The following is a 24,899-nucleotide window of genomic DNA, read 5'->3' as shown; positions in this document are numbered from 1 at the left end:
GCGCGTCAGCGGAAGGCGTCGGCGTGGTCGGCGGCCCACTGCCGGAACGGGGTGCCCGGCCTTCCGGTGAGTTCCTCCACCGTGGAGGTGGCCGACTCGGGGAACATCGCCATCCGCGCGTGCCCGTCGATCATTCCCTTCGCCGCCGTGGGCGGCCAGCCCTGGTCGACCAGCTCGCGCAGCGCGTCCTCGGGCGGGAGTTCCTCCCAGCGGACCGCCCGGCCGACGGCCTCGCCGATGGCGGTCACCTGCTCGATCTGGGTGAGGGTCTCGGGACCGCTCAGCACGTACCTCGCCCCGCTGTGGCCCGTGCCGGTGAGCACGCTCACCCCGGCGGCGGCGATGTCCCGCTCGTGGATGAGTGCCCTGGTGGCACCCCCGTGCACCCAGCGGACGGTGCCGGTGTCGCGGATCTGCGAGGCCCACATCAGGGTGTTGGTGGCGAACCCGCCGGGCCGCAGGAACGTCCACTCCGGCCCGGACCGCTCGATCAGCCGCTCGATGAGGGCGTGGGAGCCGAGGATCGAGTTCGGGTCCGGCTCGGGCGTGCCCGGTACGGGGTCGAGGACACCGCGGGCGGAGAGGTAGACGACGTGGCGGGCGTGCTTGGCGATCTTCTCGATGGTCGAGGGCGCCGCGTGGTCGGCCGAAAGGGTGGGCCAGACGAGGAACACCGACTCGACCCCGTCCAGGGCGTCGTCCAGCGTGGCGGGGTCGGCCAGATCACCGCGTACGACCTCGGCGCCCTTCGGGAGGGAGGCGGAGGTGGGGTCGCGGGTGAGCGCGCGCACGGCGACGCCCGCGTCGAGGAGCTGGGACACGGCCTGCCCGCCGACCTTGCCGGTCGCTCCGGTGACCAGAATCATGCGGATCTCCTTCGTGGATGGGATGTCCCGACCAGCTTGCGACCTCATCTTTGGTTGAGGTCAAGCGGGAAGGAGGTGCATGGGCGCGTTGCCGCTTCGGCCGAGGTCGGGCGGAGGGGGCGCATGAGGGTGTCGCGTCTTCGGCTGTGGTCAGGCGGGGAGTCCTTGGCGGTGGTCAGGCGGGAAGTCTTCGCCGAGGTCAGGCGGGGAGGAGGCGCATGAGGGCGTTGCGCGGTCCTGTCAGGTGGTGGTTCGAGAAACGGGCCATATGGCGCGACATCGTCACGAGACGCTGAGCGGGCTTTCTGCGTCTGGCGTCGTACTCGCGCAGCGCGGTCTCGACCTCGTCCGCGGTCCGGAGGCGGTCGGTGAGAGCCACGGCGTCCAGCAGGGCCTGGCACGCGCCCTGCCCGAGAGCCGGTGACATGGCGTGCGCCGCGTCGCCGACCAGGGCGACGTTGCCCGTCACGAAGGATCTCAGGTGCGAGGACAGCTCGTGGATCTCGTGCCGCAGAACGGTCTCCTCGTCGGCTTCTGCGAGGATCCGCGGGATCGGGTCGTGCCAGCCGGTGAAGCGGGCACGCAGTTCGTCAAGGGTTTCCCCGTGGCCCTCCGGTGTCGACACGGCGGCGTACCAGTTGGTGGACCCGGGTTCCTGGGGAGTGATGCCGAACACCTGGCCGGGTCCCCAGGTCTCGCCGCGTAGGTCCGGCTCGAACCCCACGACGCCCCGCCAGGCCACGATCCCGGTGTAGCGCGGCCGGACGGCGGTGCCGAAATACGCCGTGCGGACCGTGCTGCGCAACCCGTCGGCCCCCACCACCAGGTCGTACTCCCCGCGTAGCGCCTCCGGATCGGTGATCTCCGTGCCGGTCGTGATCGAGGCGTCTCCCACGGCGTCGAGCAGCATGTCCATCAGAGAGATCCTGGACAGCATCAGGACGGGCGCGCCGCCCTTGCGCTCGATGCGCTCCAGGGGGAGATCGGCGATCCGGCGGCCACTCGGCGTGCGGATCTGGGCCCGCCGGTAGGGGACCGTACGGCGACGGAGCTCCTCGCCCAGTCCCAGCCGCGCGAGCGCGGCCTGCGCGTCGGGGCGCACCCCTAGGGCCGTGCCCTGTGTGTTGATCTTCGGCCAGCGTTCGAGTACGTGCACCTCCCACCCGATGCCGCGCAGCCCGATGGCGGTCGTCAGGCCGCTGATCCCGGCCCCCACGATGGCGGCTCTTCCCCTCATGTCCCGCTCCCCTCTAATCACCACAGCAGTGGTGCCACATCTGTGGTACCACTGCTGTGGTGCATCGGGCAAGTGGCAACGATGAGGGGCGGCAGGGTGAGGCAGCGGGATCGACGCGGCCGGTTACCGGTTCCCCGGCCGCGGTCGACCTCTCGTCGTGATCACCGCTTTCCCGGCCGTTCCTTTCGTCGTGGTCACCGGCTCTCCGGCCGTGATCATCCGCCCGTCGTGGTCGTCGCTCCGGTCGCGGTCAACCGCTCTTCGTGGTCGTCGCCCCGGTCGCGATCATCCTCTTGTCGTGGCCACCGCCTCCCCGGCGGGCTCGTCGCCTTCGAGGACCACGGCGCCGCTGAACTGCGCCGAGTACAGGCGGTGGTAGGCGCCCCGCGCGGCGAGCAGCTCGTCGTGGGTGCCCTGTTCGACGATGCGACCCGCGTCCATCACCAGGATGAGGTCCGCGTCGCGGATGGTGGACAGCCGGTGGGCGATGACGAAGCTGGTGCGGTCCGAACGGAGCGCGGCCATCGCGTGCTGCACCAGGACCTCGGTGCGGGTGTCGACCGAGCTGGTGGCCTCGTCCAGGATGAGCAGCGACGGGTCGGCGAGGAAGGCGCGGGCGATGGTGATCAGCTGCTTCTCCCCGGCGCTGATGTTGCCCCCCTCGTCGTCGATCACGGTGTCGTAGCCGTCGGGCAGGGCGCGGACGAACCGGTCGACGAACGTGGCCCGCGCGGCGGCCTGGATCTGCTCCTCGGTGGCGAGCGGATTGCCGTAGGCGATGTTCTCGCGAATGGTCCCGCCGAACAGCCAGGTGTCCTGGAGCACCATGCCGATGTGCGAGCGCAGGTCGTCGCGGCGCATCGCGGTGATGTCCACGCCGTCGAGGGTGATCCGTCCGGAGTTCAGCTCGTAGAAGCGCATGACGAGGTTGACCAGGGTGGTCTTGCCCGCGCCGGTCGGGCCGACGATCGCGACCGTGTGCCCGGGTTCGGCCACCAGGGACAGATCCTCGATGAGAGGCTGCTCGGGGTCGTAGCTGAAGGACACGTGCTCGAACTCGACGCGGCCCCGCCTGACGGTGGGAGGCACCGGGGCTGCGGGATCCGGCGCCTGCTCCTCGGCGTCGAGCAACTCGAAGACCCGCTCGGCCGAGGCGATCCCCGACTGCATCAGGTTCGCCATCGAGGCCACCTGGGTCAGCGGCTGGGTGAACTGCCGCGCGTACTGGACGAACGCCTGCACGTCACCCAGGCTCATCGACCCGGTGGCGACCCGCATGCCGCCGACGACGGCGATGACGACGTAGTTGAGGTTCCCGATGAACATCGTCATCGGCATGATGATCCCCGAGACGAACTGGGCGCCGAAGCCGGCCTTGAACAGCTCCTCGTTCCGCTGCCTGAACACCTCCTCGACCTCGGGGCGGCGTCCGAACACCTTCACCAGCTCGTGGCCGGTGAACGTCTCCTCGATGTGGGCGTTCAGGCTGCCGGTGTGGGTCCACTGCGCGACGAAGTGCTTCTGCGAGCGCTTCGCGATCAGCGTGGTGGCGAACATCGTCAGCGGGATGCTGATCAGGGCGATCAGCGCCAGCAGTGGCGAGATCACGAACATCATCGCCAGTACGCCGATCACGGTCAGCAGCGAGACCAGTAGCTGGCTGATCGTCTGCTGCAGGCTCTGGGAGACGTTGTCGATGTCGTTGGTGACCCGGCTGAGCAGCTCGCCGCGCGGCTGGCCGTCGAAGAAGCGCAGCGGGAGCCGGTTCAGCTTGTCCTCGACCTCCTCGCGCAGCCGGAACACGGTGCGCTGCACCACGTCGTTGAGCAGGTAGCCCTGGAGCCAGGAGAAGACCGACGCGGTGAGATAGATCCCCAGGACCCACAGCAGGACCGTGCCCAGCGCGCCGAAGTCGATGCCCAGGCCCGGTACGAAGTCCATTCCCGAGAGCAGGCCGGCGAAGTTGTCGTTGCCCGCGGCGCGGGCGGCGGCGATCGCCTCCTCCCGGGTCGTGCCGGCGGGCAGCTGCCTGCCGATCACCCCGGTGAAGATCAGGTCGGTCGCGCGGCCGAGGATCTTCGGGCCGAGAACGTTCAGCACCACGCTGGTCACGGCGAGGGCGATCACGACCAGCAGCTTCGGGCGGTCGGGGGCCAGGCGCCGTGCCAGTCGGCGTGCCGACGGCCCGAAGGTCATCGATTTCTCCGCGGGTATCCCGGCGGTCCCCCCGAAGGGGCCGCGCCCGAAGGGGCCGCCGGACACCGGGGGACGCGGTCGCGTGGTCGTCATGGGCCGGTTGCTCATGCTGCGGCCTCCGAGGCCAGTTGGGATTCGACGATCTCCAGGTACGTGGGGCAGGACTCGAGCAACTCGTCATGAGTCCCCAGGCCGACGACCACGCCGTCGTCCAGCACGATGATCTGGTCGGCGTCGGCGATGGTGGAGACCCGCTGGCCGACGATGACGACGGCGGCCTCGGCGGTGTGCGGGCGCAGGGCCGCGCGCAGCCGCGCGTCGGTGGCGAGGTCGAGAGCCGAGAACGAGTCGTCGAACAGATAGATCTCGGGCTTGCTGACCAGCGCCCTGGCGATGGCGAGCCGCTGCCGCTGCCCGCCGGACACGTTCGTGCCGCCCTGCGTGATGGGCGCCTCCAGGCCCTCCGGCATCGCCTCGACGAAGTCGCGGGCCTGGGCGACCTCCAGCGCCTCCCACAGTTCCGCGTCGCTCGCGTCCGGGTCGCCGTAGCGCAGGTTGCTCGCGACGGTGCCGCTGAAAAGGTACGGCTTCTGCGGCACCAGGCCGATGCGCGTCCAGAGCGTCTGGGGGTCCAGGTCGCGGATGTCGACGCCGTCGACCGACACCGTGCCGGAGGTGGCGTCGAACAGCCGGGGTATCAGGGAGATCAGCGTCGTCTTGCCGGAGCCCGTACTGCCGATGACGGCGGTGGTCTGTCCCGCGCTCACGCGGAAGGAGACACCGGACAGTACCGGCGCCTCCGCACCCGGATAGCGGAACTCGACGTCACGCATCTCCAGCTCGGCACGCCCGCTCACCTGCCGTACGGGGTCGCTGGGCGGTGTCACCGACGAGTCGGTGTCGAGCACCTCGACGATGCGGTCGGCGCAGACCGAGGCGCGCGGGATCATCATCGAGATGAAGGTCGCCATCATCATCGACATGAGAATCTGGACCAGGTACATGAGGAACGCGGTGAGGGCGCCGACCTGTATCTCCCCGCTGTCCACCCGTGCGGCGCCGAACCACATCACGGCGACGCTGGAGATGTTGAGGATCAGCATGATGGTGGGGAAGATGAGCGCGGTCAGTCGCCCGACGCGCAGCGACGTCTCGGTCAGCGCGGCGTTGGCGTCCGCGAACCTGCGGGTCTCCTCGCGCTCGCGGACGAAGGCGCGCACCACACGGATGCCGGTGAGCTGCTCGCGCAGCACCCGGTTGACCTGGTCGATGCGGTCCTGCATCGCGCGGAACTGAGGGAACATGCGGACGGTGATCAGGCCGATCGACACCAGCAGCACGGGGACGCAGACCAGCATGAGCCAGGACAGGCCGAGGTCCTGGCGCAGGGCCATGACGATGCCACCGATGCCCATGATCGGCGCGGCGACCAGCATCGTGCAGGTCATCAGGACGAGCATCTGGACCTGCTGCACGTCGTTGGTGCCGCGGGTGATCAGCGAGGGGGCTCCGAACCGGGAGACCTCCCTGGCGGAGAACCCGCCGACCTGGTGGAAGACGGCCGAGCGGACGTCCCGCCCGAACCCCGTGGCCGTGAGGGAACCGTAGTAGACCGCCGCGATCGAGCAGGCGACCTGCACGAGGGAGACGAGCAGCATCCAGCCACCGGCGAACAGGATGTAGCCGGTGTCGCCGGTGGCGACGCCCTGGTCGATGATGTCGGCGTTCAGGCTGGGCAGGTACAGCGAGGCGATGGTGCCGACCAGTTGCAGAACCACCACGGCTGTCAGCGCCCACGAGTAGGGGCGCAGGTACGTGCGGAGTAGCCGGATCAACATGAGGGCTCCTCGCGCGGGGTGGCCGGGCGAGGAGCGTCATGCCGGGGATCCGGCCGTCGGCCGGTCGTGCCCGTCGCCCCGGTAACCGGGATCATGGGGATCTCCTTCAAGGGAATGGTGAGGATCAGCCTGCGAGGTGAAGCTCGGTTGAGGTCAAGCCGAGGAGGACGTCGAGGCAGGAGGAAAGAACGGAAGGACGGAAAGTCGGGAGGTCGCGGCCCCGGCTCGTCGGGACCACCAGGGTCGGGATCGCCGAGGTCGGGGGGCTGGGGCCGCCGGAGGCGCCGAGGACGCCGAGGACGATGTCGGGAAAGCGGTTCCGGAGGGTGGGGCAGGAGGTCAGGGGAGCGATTCCGGGGGAGCGGCGGTGAGGCGTATCCCGTCGAGCAACATGGAGACGATCTCCGAGGCGGCCAGCGGATCGCTTTCGACGAGCCGGGGGTGGGTGCACGCGATGACCAGCAACTGCAGTCGGCGGGCGGCCTCGTTCGGTTCGCACCGCAGCCGTTCCCCGGCGGGTTCGATCAGGCCGGTGAGCGCCTCCCTGATCAGGGTGCTCTCCTCGGAGAGATTTCGGTGTTCGTGACCGGCCTCGATGGCCTTCATCCCTATCGCGTCCACCAGACGGAAGATGCGCGCGGTGCGTCGCTGCAGGATCTCGACCGCCGAGACGAGCCGGACGTCCAGAGGGGCCGCACGGTCGATCGTCTTCAGCTCGCCAAGCAGCGAGGAGGAGTCGAAGGCGCTCGCGATCGCCACGCTCACGAGCTCGTCCTTGGTGGCGAAGACCCGGAAGATCGTCCCCTCGGCCACGCCCGCCGCCTGCGCGATCCGCCGGGTGCTCACGTCCGGACCCTCGGCGAGCACGAGCGACAGGGTGGACGCGATGAGCGCCGCGCGCCGCTCGTCGGGGGGGAGGGGTGCGGCGCGCTGGGAGGTCGAGATCACGTCGGCATCCTAGCGAATGAATGAGTGAGTCGCTCACTCATTTAAAGCGGTCCGGCCGTGAGGCTCCGGCGCGACCCGTTCGAGGTGGTCCGGCCGTGGGATTTCGGCGTGCACTCGTTCGAGGTGGCGGGGTTTCGGTGCGGCTCGTTCGGGGTGACGGGGCGTCGGTGCGAAGGGTTCGGTGTGAGGCTTCGGTGCGATGTGGTCGCCCGGGCCTGTGGGGTGCCGGTTCGAGGATACGGGGGTGCGGGATGGGGCCCGTGTGAAAGAAGTGATCTTTTCTGCAGAAGTTGGCTGTATTTTTCCGGCAAATGTAGGAAAAAGCAGCTAGAAAGCCCGTCTTTCACCCGATGCGCTGGTCGTCGTCTGCGTTTTAACGTCGTCTGGCAGACATTCTGACGTCACCGCGACAGCCGTCTGCCTGTCGACCAGGAGAACACCCGATGCCCCGTGCCCTCGCCCACCGCCCGTGGGTGCCCGCCACCACCGAGGATCGCGTCCAGTCCGTCCTGAAGGCCGTGACGGACCAGACGGCCTCCTCGGTCCAGAGTGAGATCGAACGGCTGGTGGCCGAGAACCACCGCATCCACGACGTCGAGTCGATCAACCTCAACCCGGCGACGAACATCATGAACCCGAGGGCCGAGGCCCTGCTCTCGGCCAACCTCGGGTCGCGGGCGTCGCTGGGATACCCGGGCGACAAGTACGAGATGGGCCTGGAGGCGATCGAACAGATCGAGATCGTCGCCGCCGAGCTGGCCGCGGAGGTCTTCGGCGCGGGCTATGCCGAGGTGCGCGTCGGCTCCGGAGCGCTCGCGAACCTCTACACGTTCATGGCTGTCTGCGAACCCGGCGACACGATCATCGCCCCACCCGCGAGCATCGGCGGCCACGTCACCCACCACCAGCCCGGCGCGGCCGGCCTGTACGGGCTGAAGACCGTTCCCGCCCCCGTCACGTCCGACGGCTACACGGTGGACGTCGACGCCCTGCGCGAGCTCGCCGTACGGGTACGGCCGAAGCTGATCACCATCGGCGGCAGCCTCAACCTGTTCCACCACCCCGTGGCGCGCATCCGCGAGATCGCCGACTCGGTCGGTGCCCGCGTGCTCTTCGACGCCGCCCACCTGTGCGGGATGATCGCGGGAAAGACCTGGCCGCAGCCGCTCGAAGAGGGCGCCCACCTGATCACCATGAGCACGTACAAGAGCCTGGGCGGTCCCGCGGGCGGGCTCATCGTGACCGACGACGCCGAGCTGGCCCAGCGGCTCGACGCGATCGCCTACCCCGGGCTCACCGCGAACTTCGACGCGGGAAAGACCGCGGCACTCGCCATGACGATGCTCGACTGGAAGGCCGCGGGCCCCGCCTACGCGCAGGCGATGGTCGCGACCGCGCGAAGGCTCGCCGACGAACTGCTCGCCCTCGGGGTCCCGGTCTTCGCCGCCGAGCGCGGGTGCACCCGCTCCCACCAGTTCGCCGTCCTCGCCCACCGCTACGGCGGCGGCCAGCGGGCCGCCCGGCGGCTGCGCGAGGCGAACCTTCTCGCCTGCGGCATCGGCCTGCCGACGGAGGCGGTCGAGGGGGACGTGAACGGCCTGCGCATCGGTACGCCGGAGATCGTCAGACTCGGGATGACCGAGGCGGACATGCCGGAGCTGGCGTCGTTCATCGCCCGGGGCCTGGACGAGAACGTCGACCCGGGAACCGTGGCACCGGAGGTCACCCAGTGGCGGAGCCGCTTCTCGGGAGTGCACTTCACGGTGGACAACCCCGCCTGAGGAGGGCTTGCCCGGCCGTCCAGGGCTTTCCAGGAACGGCCGGGAACACCGCCGCCCGAGAGGCTCGGCCTACTTGATCATCAGGGCTCTTTTCCCGCCCGTACCCCGGTCCGCGTGTTAACGGGATGGAAGCCGGGGTAGGGCGGGCCGTGCGCCCGTCACCGCGCGCCTCCACCCGTGGGAGGTCCGATCCGCGCCGGTGACCGGTTCGTGTCCGGGGCGTGGCCTTACCGGCCCGGCATGAGAGGAGAGCACGGTGGCCGAAGAGTCGGATCTGATCCTCGACCTGGTGTGGCAGGAGTTCCACGAGGTCGTGAACATGACATCGGAGGAACTGAGGGCCTTCCTGCTCGCGTCGGCCTCGGCGTCGCAGGACGCGGCCGTCGCCGTAAGCCCCGAGGCGGCCATGCCGCCGCTCGGGCGTCAGGTGCTCCAGGTTCTCGGCAAGCGGAAGGCCGACCTGACCACCGACGACATCGAGACGATGCGAAAGGCCGTCGACCGCGTCGAGGACACGCTGGCCGAGGGGACGGTCGACGAGGACGACGACGACCGGCGACGGGCGCTGCTGGAGGTCGGCCACAACCCGCTCAGACCGTCACGACTGGGAGGATGACGAATCGGCAGGAAGCCGGAGGTGCAAAGCAACAGGAAGCCTCTGAACCCTCCCCGATCGAAATGGAGACGCCGTGAACGCGCCGACGACCACCGAGGTGGAGCTGTTCGCCCATCCGGCACTGTTCTACCGGGGCTTCCGGCAGTATCTGGACGGTACGGTGCCCTTCGTCCGCGAGGGCGTCGAGGCCGGAGAGCCGGTCGCGGTCGCCGTGCCGGGACAGAACCTGAAACTCATCCAGGCGGAGCTGGGCGCGGCGGCCGACGAGGTGCACTTCCTCGACATGGAGGAGGTCGGCCGCAACCCCGGGCGCATCATCCCCGCCGTCCTGTGGGCCTTCGCCGACCTCCACCCAGGCCGCAGGGTCCGTATCGTCGGCGAACCTGTCTGGCCGGACCGGCCGCGGTCGGAGCACGACGCGTGCCTGCTGCACGAGGCGCTGATCAACCTCGCCTTTTTGGGACGGGACGCCGTCATCCTGTGCCCGTACGACCTGGACGGGCTGGACGCCGAGATCATCGAGCTCGCCGAGGCGGCCCATCCCGTTCTCACGGACGGCTCGGGGACACGCACCAGCGCCGGTTACGCGCCGGAACGCGTCATCCGTAAGTGCGGCGGGCCGTTGCCCGAACCGAAGGACGCCGACGTTCTCCCCTTCGGCGGCGAGGACCTGTGGCGGGTGCGCGCCTTCGCCGTCCGGTACGCCGAGCGGGCGGGCCTGTCGGGGGTGCGCCTGGAGGACCTGCGGCTGATCGCCAGTGAGCTGGCCGCCAACAGCATCGAACACGGAGGCGGTTCCGGGGTCCTGCGGATCTGGACGGAAGACCGCCGGATCGTGCTCGACGTCAGCGACTCGGGCCACATCGTCGATCCACTCGCGGGACGCCGCCCGGCCGACTCCCGGCAGCGGGGCTCGCGGGGACTGCTCGTGACCAACCTCCTCGGAGACCTGGTCCGCGTCCACACCGAGCAGGGCGGGACCACCGTCCGCGTCTGTTTCGACAACCCCTGAACCGGCGTCCGCGCCTGTTTCGATGTCACTTGAATCGGCGTCCGCGTCTGTTTCGACATGCCTTGAACCGGTGTCCGCGCGTGTTCGGCATTCCCGAAAGCATCGTCCGAGAGCATTCGCCTCTCTGGAACCGGCCTTTCGCGGTCCCGTCGCCCGTCGCTCCCGGAACGTTCAGTGGCCGCCGAACCAGCCGGGGACGTCGAGGCGGAAGACCTCCTCCGGGGTCACGGCGCGCAGGTCGGACTCCAGGGCGCGCAGCCGGTCCTCGCCGATGGTCCTCGCCCAGCTCGCACGCAGGTCCTCGAAGATGCGCGCCGACCGGACGAGGCTGTCGACGCCCCGCTCGGTGAGCCGTACGATCTTGCGGCGGGCGTCGCCGGGGTCGGAGCCGCGCTCGACGTAGCCCAACTGCTCCAGGGTGTCGACCGTCTTGCCCGCCGCCTGCTTGGAGACGCCGAGCCGTCGGCCGAGTTCCACCGCCGTGGTGCCCTCGGGGCCGATCGCCTGCAGAACGAAGCCGTGCATCGGCCGCATGTCGGGATGCCCCTGGCGGGCGAGCTCCGCGTGGAGTTCGTCGATGAGCACCCGGAAGCCGAGAAAGAGCCGGAGGGGGAGCTCGAAGCCCGGAGGGTCGGCCGCCACGTTCGCCTCCCGGCCTCGACGTTCCGACAATGGTGTTGTCGAGCTTAGGGACTGTCGCCGTACCTTGTCATCCTCGGCGGCACGCCGCGGCGGAGGATCGAGAGGACCGGCCTGTCATCGGTGGTGCGGCGGGATTCCCGCAGCCCTGCCCATCCGCAGCCCCGCCCATCCGCGGCCCTGCCCGTTTGTGGCCCCGCTCATCCGCGGCGCGTTCATCTGCGGCGCGTTCATCCGCGATGCGCTCATCCGCAGCGCGGCGGGAGGGCTTTCACGGTGCGCGCCCGTCGGGGCGGCGCCGGTCCTGGAGCCACTTGTCGGTCTGGCGGGTCGCGTTGGGCGCGCTGGGAGTGCCGGGAGAGCGTCGGGTGGCACGGGTCTCGGTCACGGTGAAGTCGGACACCACGTGCCGGTTGTACATCAGGAAGCCGACGACGCCCGCGATCGCCTGCACGCTGTCGCTCGCACGGGCACGGCCGGTCAGGAGGTAGACCAGGGGAGTGGACGGCTGGTCGAGGGCGAAATGGCGGTCGTGATGATGCGCGTCCTGGAGCGTTTTGATCGGGAGCGGCCGTGAGGTGGTGAACCACGCGGCGACCTCCCAGAAGGGATTCGAGGTGTCGGGATCGATGGACTCCTCGTAGCAGGTCGTGCAACCCCGGCGAGCGTCCTGCCCGTGGGGGCACGCCCAGGCGGCGAGGTCATGCGGCATGCTGCGCTCGGACATGAGCCGACCGTACCTTCCCGTACCGATAGACCGACGCTTCCACCGTTCCCACGCGCCGGGACACCATGTTCTCACCGGCGTTTTCACCGGTTCTCGGTGAGGATCATCACTTCCTCTCCGCCGCCGGAAACGGCCGAAGACGTCGCACCGCCCCTACGGGCGGGGCTTCGCGCGGAACACCCTGACCGCCTCCGCCGATCGGTACGGAACCGGCGGCCCCGCCGGGTGCCGCCCGCTCGATCCGCTGCTCGTCTTCGGCGGACCTCCTGGCGGCAGGAGTACCTCAGGGCTACGGAATAGCTGAGTATTTCGCTGTTTCCGCAGCTCATCGGGGGGAAAGAATGATCTTGGCGGCGTTTCGCCGGCTCCGGGTCGGGCAGCGGATCGCTCCGGGTATCGAACGGGGGACGCATGGCGCGTGAGTTCGACGCGTCCGCTCACAACGGGCGGCGCATCGCCGAGGTCCACGACGACGGCATCGCGGTGAAGGATCCACTCCCCGGCAGGGCTCCGGCGCTGCCCGCCGTGCGGGGTCCGATCACCTCCATGCTCTTCGAGCGGCTGGTACGACCACCGCACCGCTTCGGCCTCCTCTCGCTCCCACTCCTGTCGTTCCCCGCCCGGTTCGCGGGCCCCGTCCTCATGGACGAGGACGTGCAACTGGCGCTCTTCGTCTGTTACGAGCTGCACTACCGGGGCTTCGAGGGGGTGGACGACCGGTGGGAGTGGAGCCCTTCCCTCCTGGAAGTGCGGGAGATCCTGGAGGCGCGATTCGAGGAGGGACTGGCGCGGGCGATACCGTACCCACCCGCCTCGCGGCCCGAGCAGGCCCGCCAGGCCCTCGCCGAACTCGTGGTCGCGGCCGTCGACGGGTCCGACCTCGCGGGGTTCCTCCAGGGCCAGGCCGACCTGGAGCAGTTCCGCGAGTTCGTCGCGCACCGGTCGATCCACCACCTCAGGGAGGCCGACCCGCACACCTGGGCGATCCCCCGGCGAGGGAGCCGCCCCAAGGCGGCGCCGATGGAGATCCAGGCGGACGAGTACGGCGGGGGGAGCGCGGGGCGGACGCGCTCGGAGCTGTTTCGGGCCACCATGCGCGGCCTGGGCCTGGACGACTCCTACGGCGCCTACCTCGACCGGGTCCCGGCGATCACGCTGGCGATCTCCAACACCATGTCGCTGTTCGGTCTTCACCGACGTCATCTCGGGGCGCTGCTCGGCCACCTGGCGGCGTTCGAGACGATCTCCTCGATCTCCAACCGTCGCCACTCCACCGGACTGGGCAGGCTGGGAGGCGACGAGGCGGCGAGGCGTTTCTACGACGAGCACGCACGCGCCGGCGCCGTCCACGAACAGGCCGCCGCGCACGACATGTGCGGCGAGTTCGTGACGCGGCACCCCACACGGGTCGGTGACGTCCTGTACGGAGCGGCCTGCGCCCTCACCCTGGATCGGCTCTTCGCCGAGCACGTCATGAGCCGCTGGCGTCGCGGTGCCTCGTCGCTGCGAGAGGTGGGCGCGGCGGCGAAGTTGTGACCGCCCCTGTCGCGAGAGGTGGGCGTGGCGCCGAGGTTGTGACCACTCTCGCCGTGAGAGGCGGGTGCCGCGCCGAGGACGTGAGCACTCCCGTCGCGAAAGGCGGGCGCGGCACCGAGGTTGTGACCGCCCCCGCTCAGCCGCCCGAGCCGCGCATGGCCTGGCGGATCACGTCGCGGGTCCGGTCCACGATCGCGAGAGGCGGCCCGAACAGCAGGTTCATCATCATCGACTCCGTACCGGGATGCGGATGGGTCGGTGCCAGAGCCTCGGCCGCCTTCACCCCGGCCGCCATGGCCCGGCGCTCGGCCACGCTCGTGCGGGCGCGCAGCTGGGCGAACTCGTGGCTCTCCTCGGCGTGGGCGTGGGCGAGCACCGCCGCACGCAACACCTGGAGACGCGCGGAGAACTCGGGGTCCCCGGGACCCAGCTTCTCCAGGTCGACGAGTAACTGCTTCGCCTCCCTCTCCTCCGCGAGGCGCTCGTCGACCACCTCACCCCCGTTCTTGATCTTGAGGCGCGCGTAGGGGTGCACGATCTCCTCTTCGGCGGTCTCGTGCACGGCGAGCATCCGTACGAGACGATGGAAGGCCTCGGCCCGCCGCGCCCCGGCGGGAGCCTCCTCGACCTCGTCGAACAGATTTCTGATCATCGCGTGCTGGCGCACCAGCAGGTCCACGACATCGTTCTCGCTCATCAGCTCGGGCACGGTCCGGCGGTCGTTCATGGGTCCCCCTTCGACTACCAGGTCGATTACCCGCACCCGGGCACCGAAACCCGGGGACCGGCACCGCGAAGGCGGCGGTGGCGCGGACGGGCGTACGCGGGGAACCTCGCCTCGCCACCCAGCGGGTGAGCCTCCGTCAGACGGTGATCCACTCGGTGACGACCGTCGCGTCGCCGAGACGGCAGCGGAGGCTGAACGGCCCGGCGGGAACGTCGTCGTAGATGAACCTGCCCAGGTCGTCGGCCGTCAGCGTGACCGGACGACCTCCAAGGACCTCGACCTCAAGGGGACGCGGCGGCATCAGCTGGCCCACCACCCGGCCGCCGACGGCGGTCACGGTGATCTCCAGGTCGACGGTGAGCCCCGCGCCCTGAAAGGTGAGCATGCGCGGCTGCCGCTCCCCCCGCACCCGCGAGGATCCGCCCAGGGAGTCGAAGACCAGCTCGGCCAGCTCGGCGTCGAGCGTGCGCAGCGTGTAGGCCTCGACCGCGATCTGCAGGAGATGCGAGGGAACGGGGTCGAACAGCTCGATGGCGCGGCGCAGCTCCGCCTCCAGCTCGTCGTCACTCATCGGAAACCCCATCCGCCAGGGAGGTCCACCCGGAAACCCCGCCTGCCGAGGAGGTCCACCCGGAAACTCCGTCCGCCAGGAGATTCACCTGGAAAGCACACCTGAGGAGGTCCGCGCGGAAAGCGCACCCGAGGAGATCCACGCGGAGATCCCGTCCGCCCAGGAGGTTCACCGGAAACCCCTCCTGCCCAGAAGGACGCGCAGCCGTCGCAGGCAGCGCTGCCTGATCGGCCCGACGCTCCCGACGGCGATGCCGAGCGTCGCCGACACCTCCTGGTAGCTGAACGGCGGAGAGGCCGTGAGCAGCCGCAGCAACCGCTGGCAGCTCTCACCGAGCTCCTGGAAGGATTGCCAGGCCGCCCGCGCCCGTTCCCGCTCCCGGGTGGCGTCCTCGGAGTCGATCAATGCCTGCTCCGGCGTACGGTCGTCGGCGACGCGATCGAACGTCTCCTGGTCGTCGCTCGGGGAGACCCGCCGGGCGGCCCTGATCACCTTGACGCACTCGTTGCGCGCCGTGCTGGCCAGCCACGCGCCGACCTTGTCCGGTTCGCGGATCCGGGTGAGATTCTGGGCGAGCCGGAACCAGGTCGTCTGGTAGACCTCCTGCGCGTCCGCGTCCCTCAGTCCGTGAGCGCGCACGACGGACCACACAAGCGGGCTGAGGCCCTCCACCAGGGATTTCCACGCGGCGGCGTCGTCTGAGTCCACCGCGGCGCGGAAGAGGATGCCGATCGAGTCTCGATCCACGGTGACGTCCCCTTGCTTTCTGGACTGTCATCGTACGTCGGAGGACCGATCCGCCCGCACTGGTTTTCAGGGCGTGGCCGGGACACTTTGTACGCTCCGTGGCGTCCAGGTGGCGGGAACGAGGGCCGGGGTGGTGATGCCGGACAGCCTGCCGACGGGGATTTCGTCCAGAAGCCTTCCGGCGGCCTCCCGGGAGCCGACCCCCGGGTTCCGCGCCATGTAATTGGCGATCATGGCGACCACGAGGGGCGCGGAGAAGGAGGTGCCGCTCCACTCCGCCAGGCCGTCGAACTCGACGCGCTCGCGGATGGCCTTCGGCGACGACGCCATCTTCTCGGTGAGCTCGCCCCGGTGCGGGGGAAACTGGCAGGTGCAGTCGTACAGGTGGCCGTACCTGCAGGAGGGGAAGGTGGAGTGCTGGTAGTCGTACGCCGCGGGAGTGGGGTCCACCGCGGTGAAGGCGCTCACCAGACGCTCTCCGGGCGCGTACGTCGTCACCCACGGCCCGTGATTGCTGAAGCAGGCGCGGGCCGCGCCGTCCTTCCTCAGGGCGCCCACCGACACGACGGCACCGGCGTAGTCGGGGTGGTCGGCGTAGGCCGCGGGCCAGAACCTCACGTCGTTGCCGTTGTTGCCCGCGGCCGCCACGAGCAGCGTCTCGGGGTGACCGGTCAGCGTGTCCATGAAGCGTTCGAGCCCCAGGAGCGCTTGCGCGTCGGCGCTCGGCGTCCCCGCCGACAGGTTGACGATGTCGGGCCACCTCCCCTCGGGCAGCATCCCCCCGAGCAGCCTGTCGCCCAGCTCCTTCTCGCTGATCGCGCCCGCGTTGACGAGCGTCGCGTGCACCGTGACGTCGGTGTTGGGTGCGACGGCGCTGACCAGCCCGGCGATGAAGGTGCCGTGCCCGACGTACTGCTTGAGGATGCCCTCGTGGTCGAGCTCGATCTCCTTGCCCTCGCCCACGACGCGGTGCATCCACGGGTGCGACCGGTAGTTCTCCACCAGTCCGGTGTCGACCACCAGGACGGACACCGGCGCGCCCTCCTCGTCGGCGAGTTCGGCCACCGCCGGGTTGGGCGACTCGCACCGGGAGATCGGCACCGGTTCGTCGCCGGGGCAGCAGTTCACCGCGATGGAGACGATGTGGTTCCTGGACACCATGCGGCGCCTGTTCTCGCGCTCCAGGCCCTCGACGGCCTTCAACGCGTCCGACACGTCCCGGTCGCCGAAGCGCTCCCTCCTGTCGGGCTCCCCGACCCGGATCCTGAGCACACCGCCGGGACTCTCCTCCCGCTCCACCCGCACGTCCGCGTCCCGGTCGCCGCGATCCCTGGCGAACGCGTCCCTGACCGTCGAGGCGACCTCGTCGGCGTCCTCCACACGGGCGAGGACGTAGCCCTTCTCGTAGAGGAACATGGGCTGTGACCCCTCGAAACCCGCCGCGAGCACCACCTCTCCCATGGCGTCCTGGATCTGGTCGAACTGCTCCCGGAACCTGTCTGGTGCCATATTCGCCATCCTGTTTCGCAGATGTCCTGACGTCGCCATGGGTTAAGAGCCACCGGATGTCTCACTGATACACCTTCCGAGCGATCCACTCGATACGAACCGGGGGAGTCACCCGGCACGGACGAACGAATTGCCCGATACGGAGGGGGGAGTCCGGAGCCGGACGGGGGGTGTTCTCGGGGAGGGCTCCGCGGCATGGACGCCCTGAACACACCACGTCTAACATCGATCCGTGACCGGGGGAAGCTCGCGGATCCCGCGGCCCGCGGGAGACCCTCTCGATCTGCTGCCCCTGGTGTTCGCCCGTCCGGCGGACGCGCTGGCCGGAGCGCGGGCCGTGCTCTCCGACTCCCCCTCCCCGCACGACGCCTCCGTCGCCCACCAGGTGATCGGCATCTGGCAACGCGACTTCGGCGACCTCACGGCGGCGATCGGCCACCTGAGGAAGGCGCGCGCCCTCGCCGCCAGATCGGGGTCCTCCAACCGTGAGGCGGACGTGCTCGCCACCCTGGGAGCCGCCCTCATCCACGCGGGCCGTACCAGACAGGGGCTGGCGGCGCTGGAGACGGCCGTCGAGAGGGGAAGCGGGATCACCGGCGCCCGCGTGCTGTTCCGCCGGGGCTACGTCTGGTGGGTTCTCGGTGGGCACCGCGAGGCGCTCGACGACCTGCGAAGGGCCATTCCCGCCCTGCGCAGAGCACAGGACACGATCTGGACCGCGCGGGCGCTCACGCTCAGGGCGACCGTCCACCTGGCGATGGGATCCGTCGAGCGGGCCGAGGCCGACTTCGTCGCCGCCGAGCGGCTGTGGGAGACCACCGACCAGGAGCACGACAAGGCCGACGCCGTGGAGAGCCGAGGGCTGGCGGCGTTCAGGTCCGGCGACCTGCCGGCGGCGCTGCGTCTCTTCGACGAGGCCGCGCGCCGCTACGAGGCCCTCGGCACGCCCATGTTCGTCCTGCACATCCGCCGGTGCGGGGTGCTGCTGGCGGCGGGGCTGGCCCGCGAGGCGCTGGAGGAGGCCGACACCGCCACCGAGGAGCTGAACCGGATGGGAGGCCAGACGACCCGCAGCGCCGAACTCCTCCTCGTCGCCGCGCGGGCCGCGATCGCGGCGGGCGAGCCGCACGCGGCGATCGCCCGCGCGAGCGCGGCCATCCGGCTGTTCTCCAGCCAGCGCCGCGACTGGTGGCAGGCCCACGCCCGGCTCGTGCTCGTCCAGGCCAGGTTCGCGGCGGGAAAGGTCTCTGGCCGCTCGGTACGCGACGCCGCCGAGGTCGCCCTGCGGCTGGCGGAGCTGCGTTCCCCCGAGGCGGTCCAGGCCTCGCTGCTCGCCGGACGCACCGCCCTCGCCCTCGGCTGGGAGGCCGACGCCGAACGGCACCTCGCCGCCGCCGCCAAGACCCGAGGGCGCGGGCCCGCCTTCGCCCGGGTGGACGGCTGGGTGGCCCAGGCGCTCAGAGCCGCCGCGGCGGAACGTACGCGCGGTGTGCTGGACGCCTGCCGCCGAGGGCTCGACCTGCTGGACGAACACAGGATGACCCTGGGCGCCTCGGAACTGCGGGCGCGGGCGAGCGCGCAGGGGGCGGAGCTGGCCGTACTCGCGCAGCGGGCGACCCTCGCGCGGGGCGGCCCCCGCCGCTTCCTCGACTGGAGCGAACGCTGGCGCGCCACCGTGCTCGCGGTCCCGCCCACCCGTCCCCCCGACGACCCCGAGCTGCTGCGCGACGTGACGGCCTTCCGCGAGATCAGCAGCCGGATCGACACGGCGAGACCGGGGGGCGTGCCGGCCCCCGCGCTGGAACGCGAACAGCGGAGACTGGAGAAGGAGATCCGCGCCCGGACGCTCCGCACCCGCAGCACGGGCGGCTTCGACGGGCACCGCTTCGACGCGGGTCCGCTGCTCGACGGGCTCGGTGACGGATGGCTGATCGAGATCGTCGCCGTCGACGGCGAGCTGTACGTCCTGCTCTGCGGCCGGGGCCGGGTGCGCAGGTTCGCCGCGGGACGACTCGCCGACGCGGCGATCGACGCCGACCACGCCCGTGCCGGTCTCGGACGGATCGCGTACGGGGGCTCTATCGCGTACGGGGGCTCGCAGGACAGGCTGACCGTCCTCGAAGCGGGCGGGCGCCGCCTCCAGGAGTCGCTGCTCGGCCCCGCCGTACGCCACCTCGGGGACGGCCCCGTGGTCGTCGTACCGCCTGGCAGGCTGCACGGCGTCCCCTGGGCGCTGCTGCCGGCGCTGGGCGAGCGGGTGCTGAGCGTCTCGCCGTCCGCGAGCGCCTGGCTCCGCGCCCGGCGGATCGAGCCGTCGCCGTCCAGGGAGCGGGTCGTGCTGGTGAGGGGGCCGGGGCTCGCGACGGGCGGCGCCGAGGTCCCGCTCCTGGCCGCGCGCTACGGGGAGGCGACCGTGCTGGAGGAGGGCACCGCGCTCGCCCCCGCCGTGCTCACGGCGCTCGACGGCAGCAGGCTCGCCCACATCGCCGCGCACGGCACCTTCCGCTCCGACAGCCCGATGTTCTCCTCCCTGCGGATGGACGACGGCCCGCTCACGGTGCACGACTTCGAACGGCTGCACAGCGCCCCGTACCGGATCGTCCTGTCCAGCTGCGACTCCGGCAGGCTGCAGCCGGTCGGCGCGAACGAGTTGCTCGGCCTCGCCACGGCGCTGCTGCCGCTGGGCACGGCCGGGATCGTGGCGAGCTCGGTGCCCGTCGACGACGAGGCCGTGGTGCCGCTGATGCTCGCCCTGCACGAGGGGTTGCGGCGCGGCCTGAGCATGGCCGAGGCCCTGCGCGACGCGCGGCTCGCGATGCCCGGCGACGCGCTCAACCGGGCGACCGGCTGGTCCTTCTCCGCCATCGGCGCGGCCTGAAGGTCCCGGCCGGGCGGGCTCCGCGTCAGCCAACGGTGAAGAGCCTTCCCAGGTCGGCGCGGTCGCTGCTGCCGAGCCGCGCGTAGGCGTCGCACAGGTGGTTGGCCACCGTACGGATCGACACCGTGAGCTGCTCGGCGATCTGCCGGTTGGTCAGGCCCGCCGCGGCGAGGCTCACGATCTGCCGCTGGCGTGCGGTCAGCTTCGGCAGCGCGAGGTTGACCAGGGCGGAGCTGCGCGCCCCCTGGCACGTTCCCGCCAGCGCGGCGGCCCGGTTCCTGGAGGACTGTGAGGCGCGCCGGTCGTCGTGGACGAGGGCCGCGTGCGCGAACGCCTCCGCCGCGTACAGTGCCAGTCCGAGATCGGCGAGACCCCGCGCCACCTTGTCCAGCGCCTCCCCGTCACGCCCGGCGAGAGCGCGGGCGTGCTGCGCCAGCAGGGGGGCGAGGTCTCCCTCGGCACGGTCGGCGAGGTCCGCGAGCCGGTCGACGACCAGTTCGGGTGTGCCGAGTCGAGCCACGTCGTGCAGGGCGAACATGTCGTCTTCGAGCGGGTCGTCCCCGGCGGCGCGCAGCGCCGACCGCAGGGCACCGTCGAGGTCTCCCTCGGCGGCGAGTGTCCAGGTCCGTGCCCGCTCGGTGGCGAGCCACATACGTGTCCGCACGTATCCGCCGATGCCGGTCCGCACGTCTTCACCCATGCCGGTCCGCGCGTCTCCGCTCATGCGCGTCCGCGCGTCTCCTCGGGGGGCCGGACCGCGCGACAGGGCCTGCCGCGCCGTCGTCAGGTCGCCGATGTAGGCGGAGGCGTGCGCGAGTTCGGCCAGGCAGGCGCGGTGGTGGGGGGAGCGGCGCAGCCCTTCGCGGCTCCAGGCGATGGTCTCGCGGGTCTCCCCGCGAAGGCGGGCGACGCGGGCCCGCCGCGCGCAGAACTCCGGCATCGCGGGCTCGTCCCAGCCGGTGTCGTCCTCGGCCATCCGCTCGCCGGCGCCCCGGGGTATCCCCGAGAGTCTTCCCGAGTACGCGCGTACGGCCAGCTCCTCGCACTCGGCCTCCAGCGTCGTGGCCGAGGTGGGAAGGAGCCGTCGCGCGCCGGACGGGTCGCTTGCCACGCGGCGTTCCGCGGCGGCTCGGAGCACCGGGCCGTGCAGCGGGTGGACGAGCCGTATCGAGAACCGGTCGTTCACGGTGACCAGCCCTCTCGCCCGCAGGCGTTCGAGGACGCCGCAGGTCACCCCGGCGCCGGGTGTGACAAGTTTCAGCGGCCTGCCTGATGCGATGAGCTCAAGTACCTCCCGTTCGTCCCCGCCGACGTCGCGGATGGTCTCCTCCACCAACTCCCTGGCACGCGCCGTCATCGGAGGAACTCCGCGCCAGGTCCACGTGCCCGACACGTGGCTCAGATCCCCTCCGGCGTGGACGGCGACGACCAGTTCGCGCAGAAGTCGCAGGTCGCCACGGCTCGCCCGATGCAGGCGCCTGACGGTGAGGGCGTCCACGTAGCCGCCCACCGCACGGGAGAGCAGTTCCCCGCACTCGCTCTCCCCCAGAAGGGCGAGTGTCATGCGCGGCAGGAGGCCCTCCTCCCAGAGCCGGGAGACGTCCCGCGGTACGGGGACGCCCTCCCTGACCGTGACGAGCAGGCGGGTACGCCCCTTGAGCGCGAGGCGGAGGACGAGCGCGGCCGAGGAGTCGTCGAGGAGGTGGGCGTCGTCCACGACGAGCACGCGCACCCCGTCCAGCGCCTCGACGGGGTCCGGCGGGCAGAGAAGTCCCGCGAGACGCGGGGAGGGTGTGAGGCGCGGCACCGCCTCATGAGAGGCGGAGAACTCCGTGAGAAGCGAGGGGTGGGAAAGGAGAGATGCGAAGGCGGCGAGCGGGGTGTTCCGGGTGTCGTGCGTTCCGGTGATCCGTGCGTGGACAGGAGCGCGAACGGAGGCGTGGGCGTGAACAGGAGGGGGGACGGGGGCGGCCACAGGGATGGTCACAGGGTCGCTCACGGGGTTGCTCACGGGGTTGCTCACAGGGTTGCTCACAGGGGCGGTCACAGCCTCGGGGACGGCCTCGGCGGCGAGGCGGCTTTTGCCGCTCCCCGCCGCGCCGGTCACGACGACCCCCCGGCGGCCGGCCGCCAGGTTTCGCCGTACGAGATCGAGTTCCTCAGTCCTGGCCGTAAACGGCCAGGGGGACCGTGGGTTTCTCACAGCTGTATGAGCCGGGTTCCCCGTCCGTGATACACGTCGAATTGAGTACCCCCTACTCATGCGCGTCAGGGGTTCCGTCTCCAGTCTCGTGGCATGTGGACACGGTTTCCTTGATCTCCTCCTCACGTCCGGGGGCCGGGGCCCGCACGCCGAGGGAACGCCGATGAGGGCGGGCGACGGCGAGCGCGTCCGGCACTGCTCGCTTCCCGCGTACCCCGCCCACGCGCCGCCGGAGGGGCTACAGGGGAGACGACGCGCGGCCCTGCTCTCGGGGCGGCGGGTGTGGCTGAACGGTACGGTCCTGCACTACTGCTTCCTGGACGAAAAGCATGACGGCGGGCACCGTGGCGAGCACCGTGGCGGGCAGGGCGACGCCGGATGGTGTGACGGCGAGCGGGGGGACGACGGGCAGCGTGACGCCGTGCGCCGAGGTTTCCAGGAGTGGAAGGACCTCGGCATCGGATTGAAGTTCACCGAGGTCGCCGACCGTAGCGAGGCGGAGCTGCGCATCGGGTTCCGGTGGGACGCCGGATCGTGGTCGGCCGTGGGACGCGAGGCGCTCCGCGTCGGGACCGCCTCCCGCACGGTGAACTTCGGCTGGGATCTCACCGGGGCGTCGGGCCGGGGCACCGTGCTGCACCAGATCGGCCACGTCATCGGCATGGTCCACGAGCACCAGAGCCCGTACTCGGGCATCCTCTGGGACGAGGAGGCCGTCTACGAGGACTTCGCGGGACCGCCGAACCTCTGGCCCAGGTCGCGGACGTTCCACAACGTCATCCGCAGGCTCGACGAGAGCGAGGCGAACGGCCTGGTATGGGATCCACTGTCCGTGATGGGATACCGGTTCGGCCCGGGGCTCATCCTGGAGCCGCCGTGCTACCGGGCGGGGATCGTGTCACCGGGCACCGTCTCCGCACTCGACGCCGCGTTCGCCCGCCGCTGGTATCCGCCTCCGGGCGCCGAGCCGCCCTCCGAACTGCCGCCGTTCCGCTCCGCCCCGCTCGGTGCCGGGGCGGGGGAACAGCGAGACTTCACGATCATCCCCCGCGCGACCCGTGACTACGCCGTCGGTGTCTTCGGCGAATGCGACACGGTGCTGGTGCTGTTCGAGGAGGTCGGCGGTGACCTGCGCTACCTGGCGGGTGACGACGACGGAGGCCGTCCGCGCAACGCGTCCCTGCGCGTCCACCTGCTCAGGGACCGCCGCTACGTCCTTCGCGTCCGCGTCCACTCCTGCTGGGGCCCCGGTCAGGCGGCCGTCATGTGCTGGTGAGCGCCGGACGCGGAGAGGGCCGGAGTCGCGGGTGCGCGGTCAGCCGCTCATCGTCGCCGCTTCCGGGGATTCGGGCGCGCTCGGGTCGAGCCAGATCGGGCGCCAGTCGCTCAGCTCGTGGAAGCGGCGCAGCTCGGCGAGGCCGCTGAGCCAGCCCATCCACCCGGCGTACGGAGGTTTCTTCTCATTGAAGCTGCTCTGCATGAAGGTGAGGCGCGTCGCGCCGCCCGAGCCCTCCAGCTCCCAGGTGACGAGACCGAGACCCGGCCACTCCAGGGTGAGACCGCGGCCGGGCTCCAGCTCGACGATCTTCGCGGGCTGTCCGTCGGCCTCGAAGCCGCCCATCGCGAACCGCCCGCCGACGTACGGCTCGATGTCGATCTTGTAGCCGAACCACCGGCTGAACTTCTCCGAGTCGACGAGCGAGTCGAACACCGCCTCCGGCGAGTCGCCGACGACGAGCCGCTCCCGCATGACCGGGGAGGTGAAGTCGGCCTTCGGTGTGAGCTCTCGGCCCTCCAGGTGGTCGACCAGGTTCGCGATCGACAGGCACCAGAACGTCTGCACCATCCCCAGGACGCCGCTTTCCGCCAGCGCGGTCTCCCGGTCGAAGTGGGTCTGCGTCAGTGACACGACGGTCGACTCCGCGTTCTCCTCCTCCAGGGTGATCTCGACGGTCGTCTCCTCGCCGCCGAGCAGCCAGGAGAAGCGCAGCGTGTGGTCGTCGACGTGCAGCGGGCGCTGGTGGGGCGCGTCTCCTTCGGGGGTGTGGCGCCCCCAGAACTCGTACCGGTGCGGCAGCTCGACCTCGGCGTGCTCGGCCAGCCAGACGCGCAGCTCGCCCGGGTCGGTCAGGGCGTGGTGGACTTCCTTGAGCGGTGCGGCCACCCGCGCGCTCAGCTTCATCGGCTCACTCATGGGGTTCTCCCTTGGGGTAGCAGGCGACGGCGAGCTTGAAGGCGTCCCCCTCGGCGCCGCCGTAACGGGTGAAAAGGTCTTGCAGTGCCGCCTGGAGGTCGTTCAGGAACTCCTGACGCCGCTCGGGGAGCACGCGGATCTCGCCGGACACGCCGACGGACGGCAGCTCAGGTGCGGTCCTGTCGAGCGCGCCGATATCGGCCTGGACCTCTTCCATGAGGTCCAGCAGGTAGCCCAGGCCCAGCTCGTTCCCGGTCGGGCGCAGGCCGATCCGGCCGACGAGGCGGGGGGAGAGCCAGTAGGAGCGGGCGCTCGCCTGGTAGACGCCCTCGTGGATGCCGCGCACCCTGCGCTCGGTCACCTGGGTCACCAGACCTGCCTCGACCAGGCGTTTGACGTGGTAGTAGACCCGCTGCGGGGTCTGGTCGAGCAGGGCCGCGACCTCGGTGCACGAGCGCGGCTCGGCGAGTTGCCGCAGCACCTCGATGCGCTGCGGCTTGAGCAGGGCCTCGGCCTGCTCGATCTTTTCCAGGTACAGGACGTCTCTCATCGCAAAATCAACCTTGTACGTAAAATTATTTTTTGTCAATGGTTGAGGTGAGAAGCTCGCTCGACGTCGTGCAGGGGCCGGAGCTCCCTCTCACAGGACCGTCGACCGGCGACCGGTCAGGCAA

20 protein-coding genes are annotated in these 24,899 nt (G+C 70.6%); 6 read left to right on the top strand and 14 right to left on the bottom strand.

The features are described 5' to 3' along the window. Nucleotides 1-5 precede the first annotated feature (5 nt). From ABZ664_RS34040 to ABZ664_RS34020, 5 genes are all read right to left on the bottom strand, one after another. The gene (locus tag ABZ664_RS34040; RefSeq protein WP_362519475.1) at nt 6-866 is read right to left on the bottom strand and encodes an NAD(P)H-binding protein; all 861 of its coding nucleotides are present in this window, start codon (nt 864-866) and stop codon (nt 6-8) included. Nucleotides 867-1,065: 199 nt separating this feature from the next. Next, entirely contained in the window at nt 1,066-2,103 is a 1,038-nt protein-coding gene (locus tag ABZ664_RS34035) for an FAD-dependent monooxygenase (RefSeq protein WP_362519472.1), read from the bottom strand. Between the two features lie 285 nt (nt 2,104-2,388). Beyond that, a complete protein-coding gene (locus ABZ664_RS34030) occupies nt 2,389-4,299 on the bottom strand; it encodes an ABC transporter ATP-binding protein (protein WP_362519469.1) in 1,911 nt (636 codons plus the stop codon). 104 nt (nt 4,300-4,403) lie between these two features. Continuing rightward, nucleotides 4,404-6,137: an ABC transporter ATP-binding protein gene (locus ABZ664_RS34025; RefSeq protein ID WP_362519466.1), complete on the bottom strand. Its 1,734-nt coding sequence runs from the start codon at nt 6,135-6,137 to the stop codon at nt 4,404-4,406. Between the two features lie 339 nt (nt 6,138-6,476). After that, a complete protein-coding gene (locus tag ABZ664_RS34020) occupies nt 6,477-7,085 on the bottom strand; it encodes a helix-turn-helix domain-containing protein (RefSeq protein WP_362519463.1) in 609 nt (202 codons plus the stop codon). A gap of 443 nt (nt 7,086-7,528) precedes the next feature. Here ABZ664_RS34020 and ABZ664_RS34015 point away from each other — a divergent pair, with 443 nt between their 5' ends. The 3 genes from ABZ664_RS34015 to ABZ664_RS34005 all read left to right on the top strand — a co-directional run bounded on the left by ABZ664_RS34015 (nt 7,529) and on the right by ABZ664_RS34005 (nt 10,494). Further along, nucleotides 7,529-8,866 carry an aminotransferase class I/II-fold pyridoxal phosphate-dependent enzyme gene (locus tag ABZ664_RS34015; protein ID WP_362519460.1) on the top strand — a complete coding sequence of 446 codons (1,338 nt, stop codon included), beginning with the start codon at nt 7,529-7,531 and terminating at the stop codon, nt 8,864-8,866. Between the two features lie 256 nt (nt 8,867-9,122). Then, nucleotides 9,123-9,482 carry a DUF3140 domain-containing protein gene (locus ABZ664_RS34010; RefSeq protein ID WP_362519457.1) on the top strand — a complete coding sequence of 120 codons (360 nt, stop codon included), beginning with the start codon at nt 9,123-9,125 and terminating at the stop codon, nt 9,480-9,482. A gap of 73 nt (nt 9,483-9,555) precedes the next feature. Continuing rightward, nucleotides 9,556-10,494: a sensor histidine kinase gene (locus tag ABZ664_RS34005; RefSeq protein WP_362519454.1), complete on the top strand. Its 939-nt coding sequence runs from the start codon at nt 9,556-9,558 to the stop codon at nt 10,492-10,494. Nucleotides 10,495-10,665: 171 nt separating this feature from the next. Here ABZ664_RS34005 and ABZ664_RS34000 read toward each other — a convergent pair whose 3' ends face one another. After that, nucleotides 10,666-11,136 (bottom strand): MarR family transcriptional regulator, encoded by a 471-nt coding sequence (locus ABZ664_RS34000; protein ID WP_362519451.1) that lies wholly within the window; start codon nt 11,134-11,136, stop codon nt 10,666-10,668. A 268-nt stretch (nt 11,137-11,404) separates the two neighbouring features. After that, nucleotides 11,405-11,860 (bottom strand): hypothetical protein, encoded by a 456-nt coding sequence (locus ABZ664_RS33995; RefSeq protein WP_362519448.1) that lies wholly within the window; start codon nt 11,858-11,860, stop codon nt 11,405-11,407. A 411-nt stretch (nt 11,861-12,271) separates the two neighbouring features. Between ABZ664_RS33995 and ABZ664_RS33990 the strand changes: the two genes are divergently transcribed. After that, entirely contained in the window at nt 12,272-13,396 is a 1,125-nt protein-coding gene (locus ABZ664_RS33990; RefSeq protein ID WP_362519445.1) for an iron-containing redox enzyme family protein, read from the top strand. 136 nt (nt 13,397-13,532) lie between these two features. On the opposite strand, the gene ABZ664_RS33985 is transcribed toward ABZ664_RS33990, so the two are convergent. The 4 genes from ABZ664_RS33985 to ABZ664_RS33970 form a co-directional block, all read right to left on the bottom strand. Next, nucleotides 13,533-14,123, bottom strand: a complete 591-nt coding sequence (locus ABZ664_RS33985) for a hemerythrin domain-containing protein (protein WP_362519442.1) — start codon at nt 14,121-14,123, stop codon at nt 13,533-13,535. A gap of 136 nt (nt 14,124-14,259) precedes the next feature. Beyond that, nucleotides 14,260-14,694, bottom strand: a complete 435-nt coding sequence (locus ABZ664_RS33980; RefSeq protein ID WP_362519439.1) for a hypothetical protein — start codon at nt 14,692-14,694, stop codon at nt 14,260-14,262. Nucleotides 14,695-14,862: 168 nt separating this feature from the next. Continuing rightward, nucleotides 14,863-15,441 carry a sigma-70 family RNA polymerase sigma factor gene (locus ABZ664_RS33975; protein ID WP_362519436.1) on the bottom strand — a complete coding sequence of 193 codons (579 nt, stop codon included), beginning with the start codon at nt 15,439-15,441 and terminating at the stop codon, nt 14,863-14,865. Between the two features lie 66 nt (nt 15,442-15,507). Further along, nucleotides 15,508-16,950: a S8/S53 family peptidase gene (locus ABZ664_RS33970; protein WP_362519433.1), complete on the bottom strand. Its 1,443-nt coding sequence runs from the start codon at nt 16,948-16,950 to the stop codon at nt 15,508-15,510. 232 nt (nt 16,951-17,182) lie between these two features. Between ABZ664_RS33970 and ABZ664_RS33965 the strand changes: the two genes are divergently transcribed. Then, nucleotides 17,183-19,828, top strand: coding sequence for a CHAT domain-containing tetratricopeptide repeat protein (locus ABZ664_RS33965; protein WP_362519430.1), 2,646 nt, complete (start codon nt 17,183-17,185; stop codon nt 19,826-19,828). Between the two features lie 25 nt (nt 19,829-19,853). Here the strand turns inward: ABZ664_RS33965 and ABZ664_RS33960 are convergent, their stop codons facing one another. Further along, a complete protein-coding gene (locus ABZ664_RS33960) occupies nt 19,854-21,635 on the bottom strand; it encodes a helix-turn-helix transcriptional regulator (protein WP_362519427.1) in 1,782 nt (593 codons plus the stop codon). A 559-nt stretch (nt 21,636-22,194) separates the two neighbouring features. Here ABZ664_RS33960 and ABZ664_RS33955 point away from each other — a divergent pair. Continuing rightward, nucleotides 22,195-23,307 (top strand): M12 family metallopeptidase, encoded by a 1,113-nt coding sequence (locus ABZ664_RS33955; RefSeq protein ID WP_362519424.1) that lies wholly within the window; start codon nt 22,195-22,197, stop codon nt 23,305-23,307. A gap of 39 nt (nt 23,308-23,346) precedes the next feature. Here the strand turns inward: ABZ664_RS33955 and ABZ664_RS33950 are convergent, their stop codons facing one another. Together ABZ664_RS33950 and ABZ664_RS33945 are read right to left on the bottom strand one after the other, a co-directional pair. Beyond that, a complete protein-coding gene (locus tag ABZ664_RS33950; RefSeq protein WP_362519421.1) occupies nt 23,347-24,225 on the bottom strand; it encodes an SRPBCC family protein in 879 nt (292 codons plus the stop codon). After that, complete coding sequence (locus ABZ664_RS33945; protein WP_362519418.1) at nt 24,218-24,775, bottom strand: helix-turn-helix domain-containing protein; 558 nt, start codon at nt 24,773-24,775, stop codon at nt 24,218-24,220. The genes ABZ664_RS33950 and ABZ664_RS33945 overlap by 8 nt, the downstream gene beginning before the upstream one ends. Nucleotides 24,776-24,899: the final 124 nt, after the last annotated feature.

The organism is Streptosporangium sp. NPDC006930 (assembly GCF_040635605.1).
In the GTDB taxonomy this organism is placed as follows: Bacteria; Actinomycetota; Actinomycetes; order Streptosporangiales; family Streptosporangiaceae; genus Streptosporangium.
Note: the sequence above shows the minus strand (reverse complement) of the source record. Positions and strands in the feature narration are given on the sequence as shown.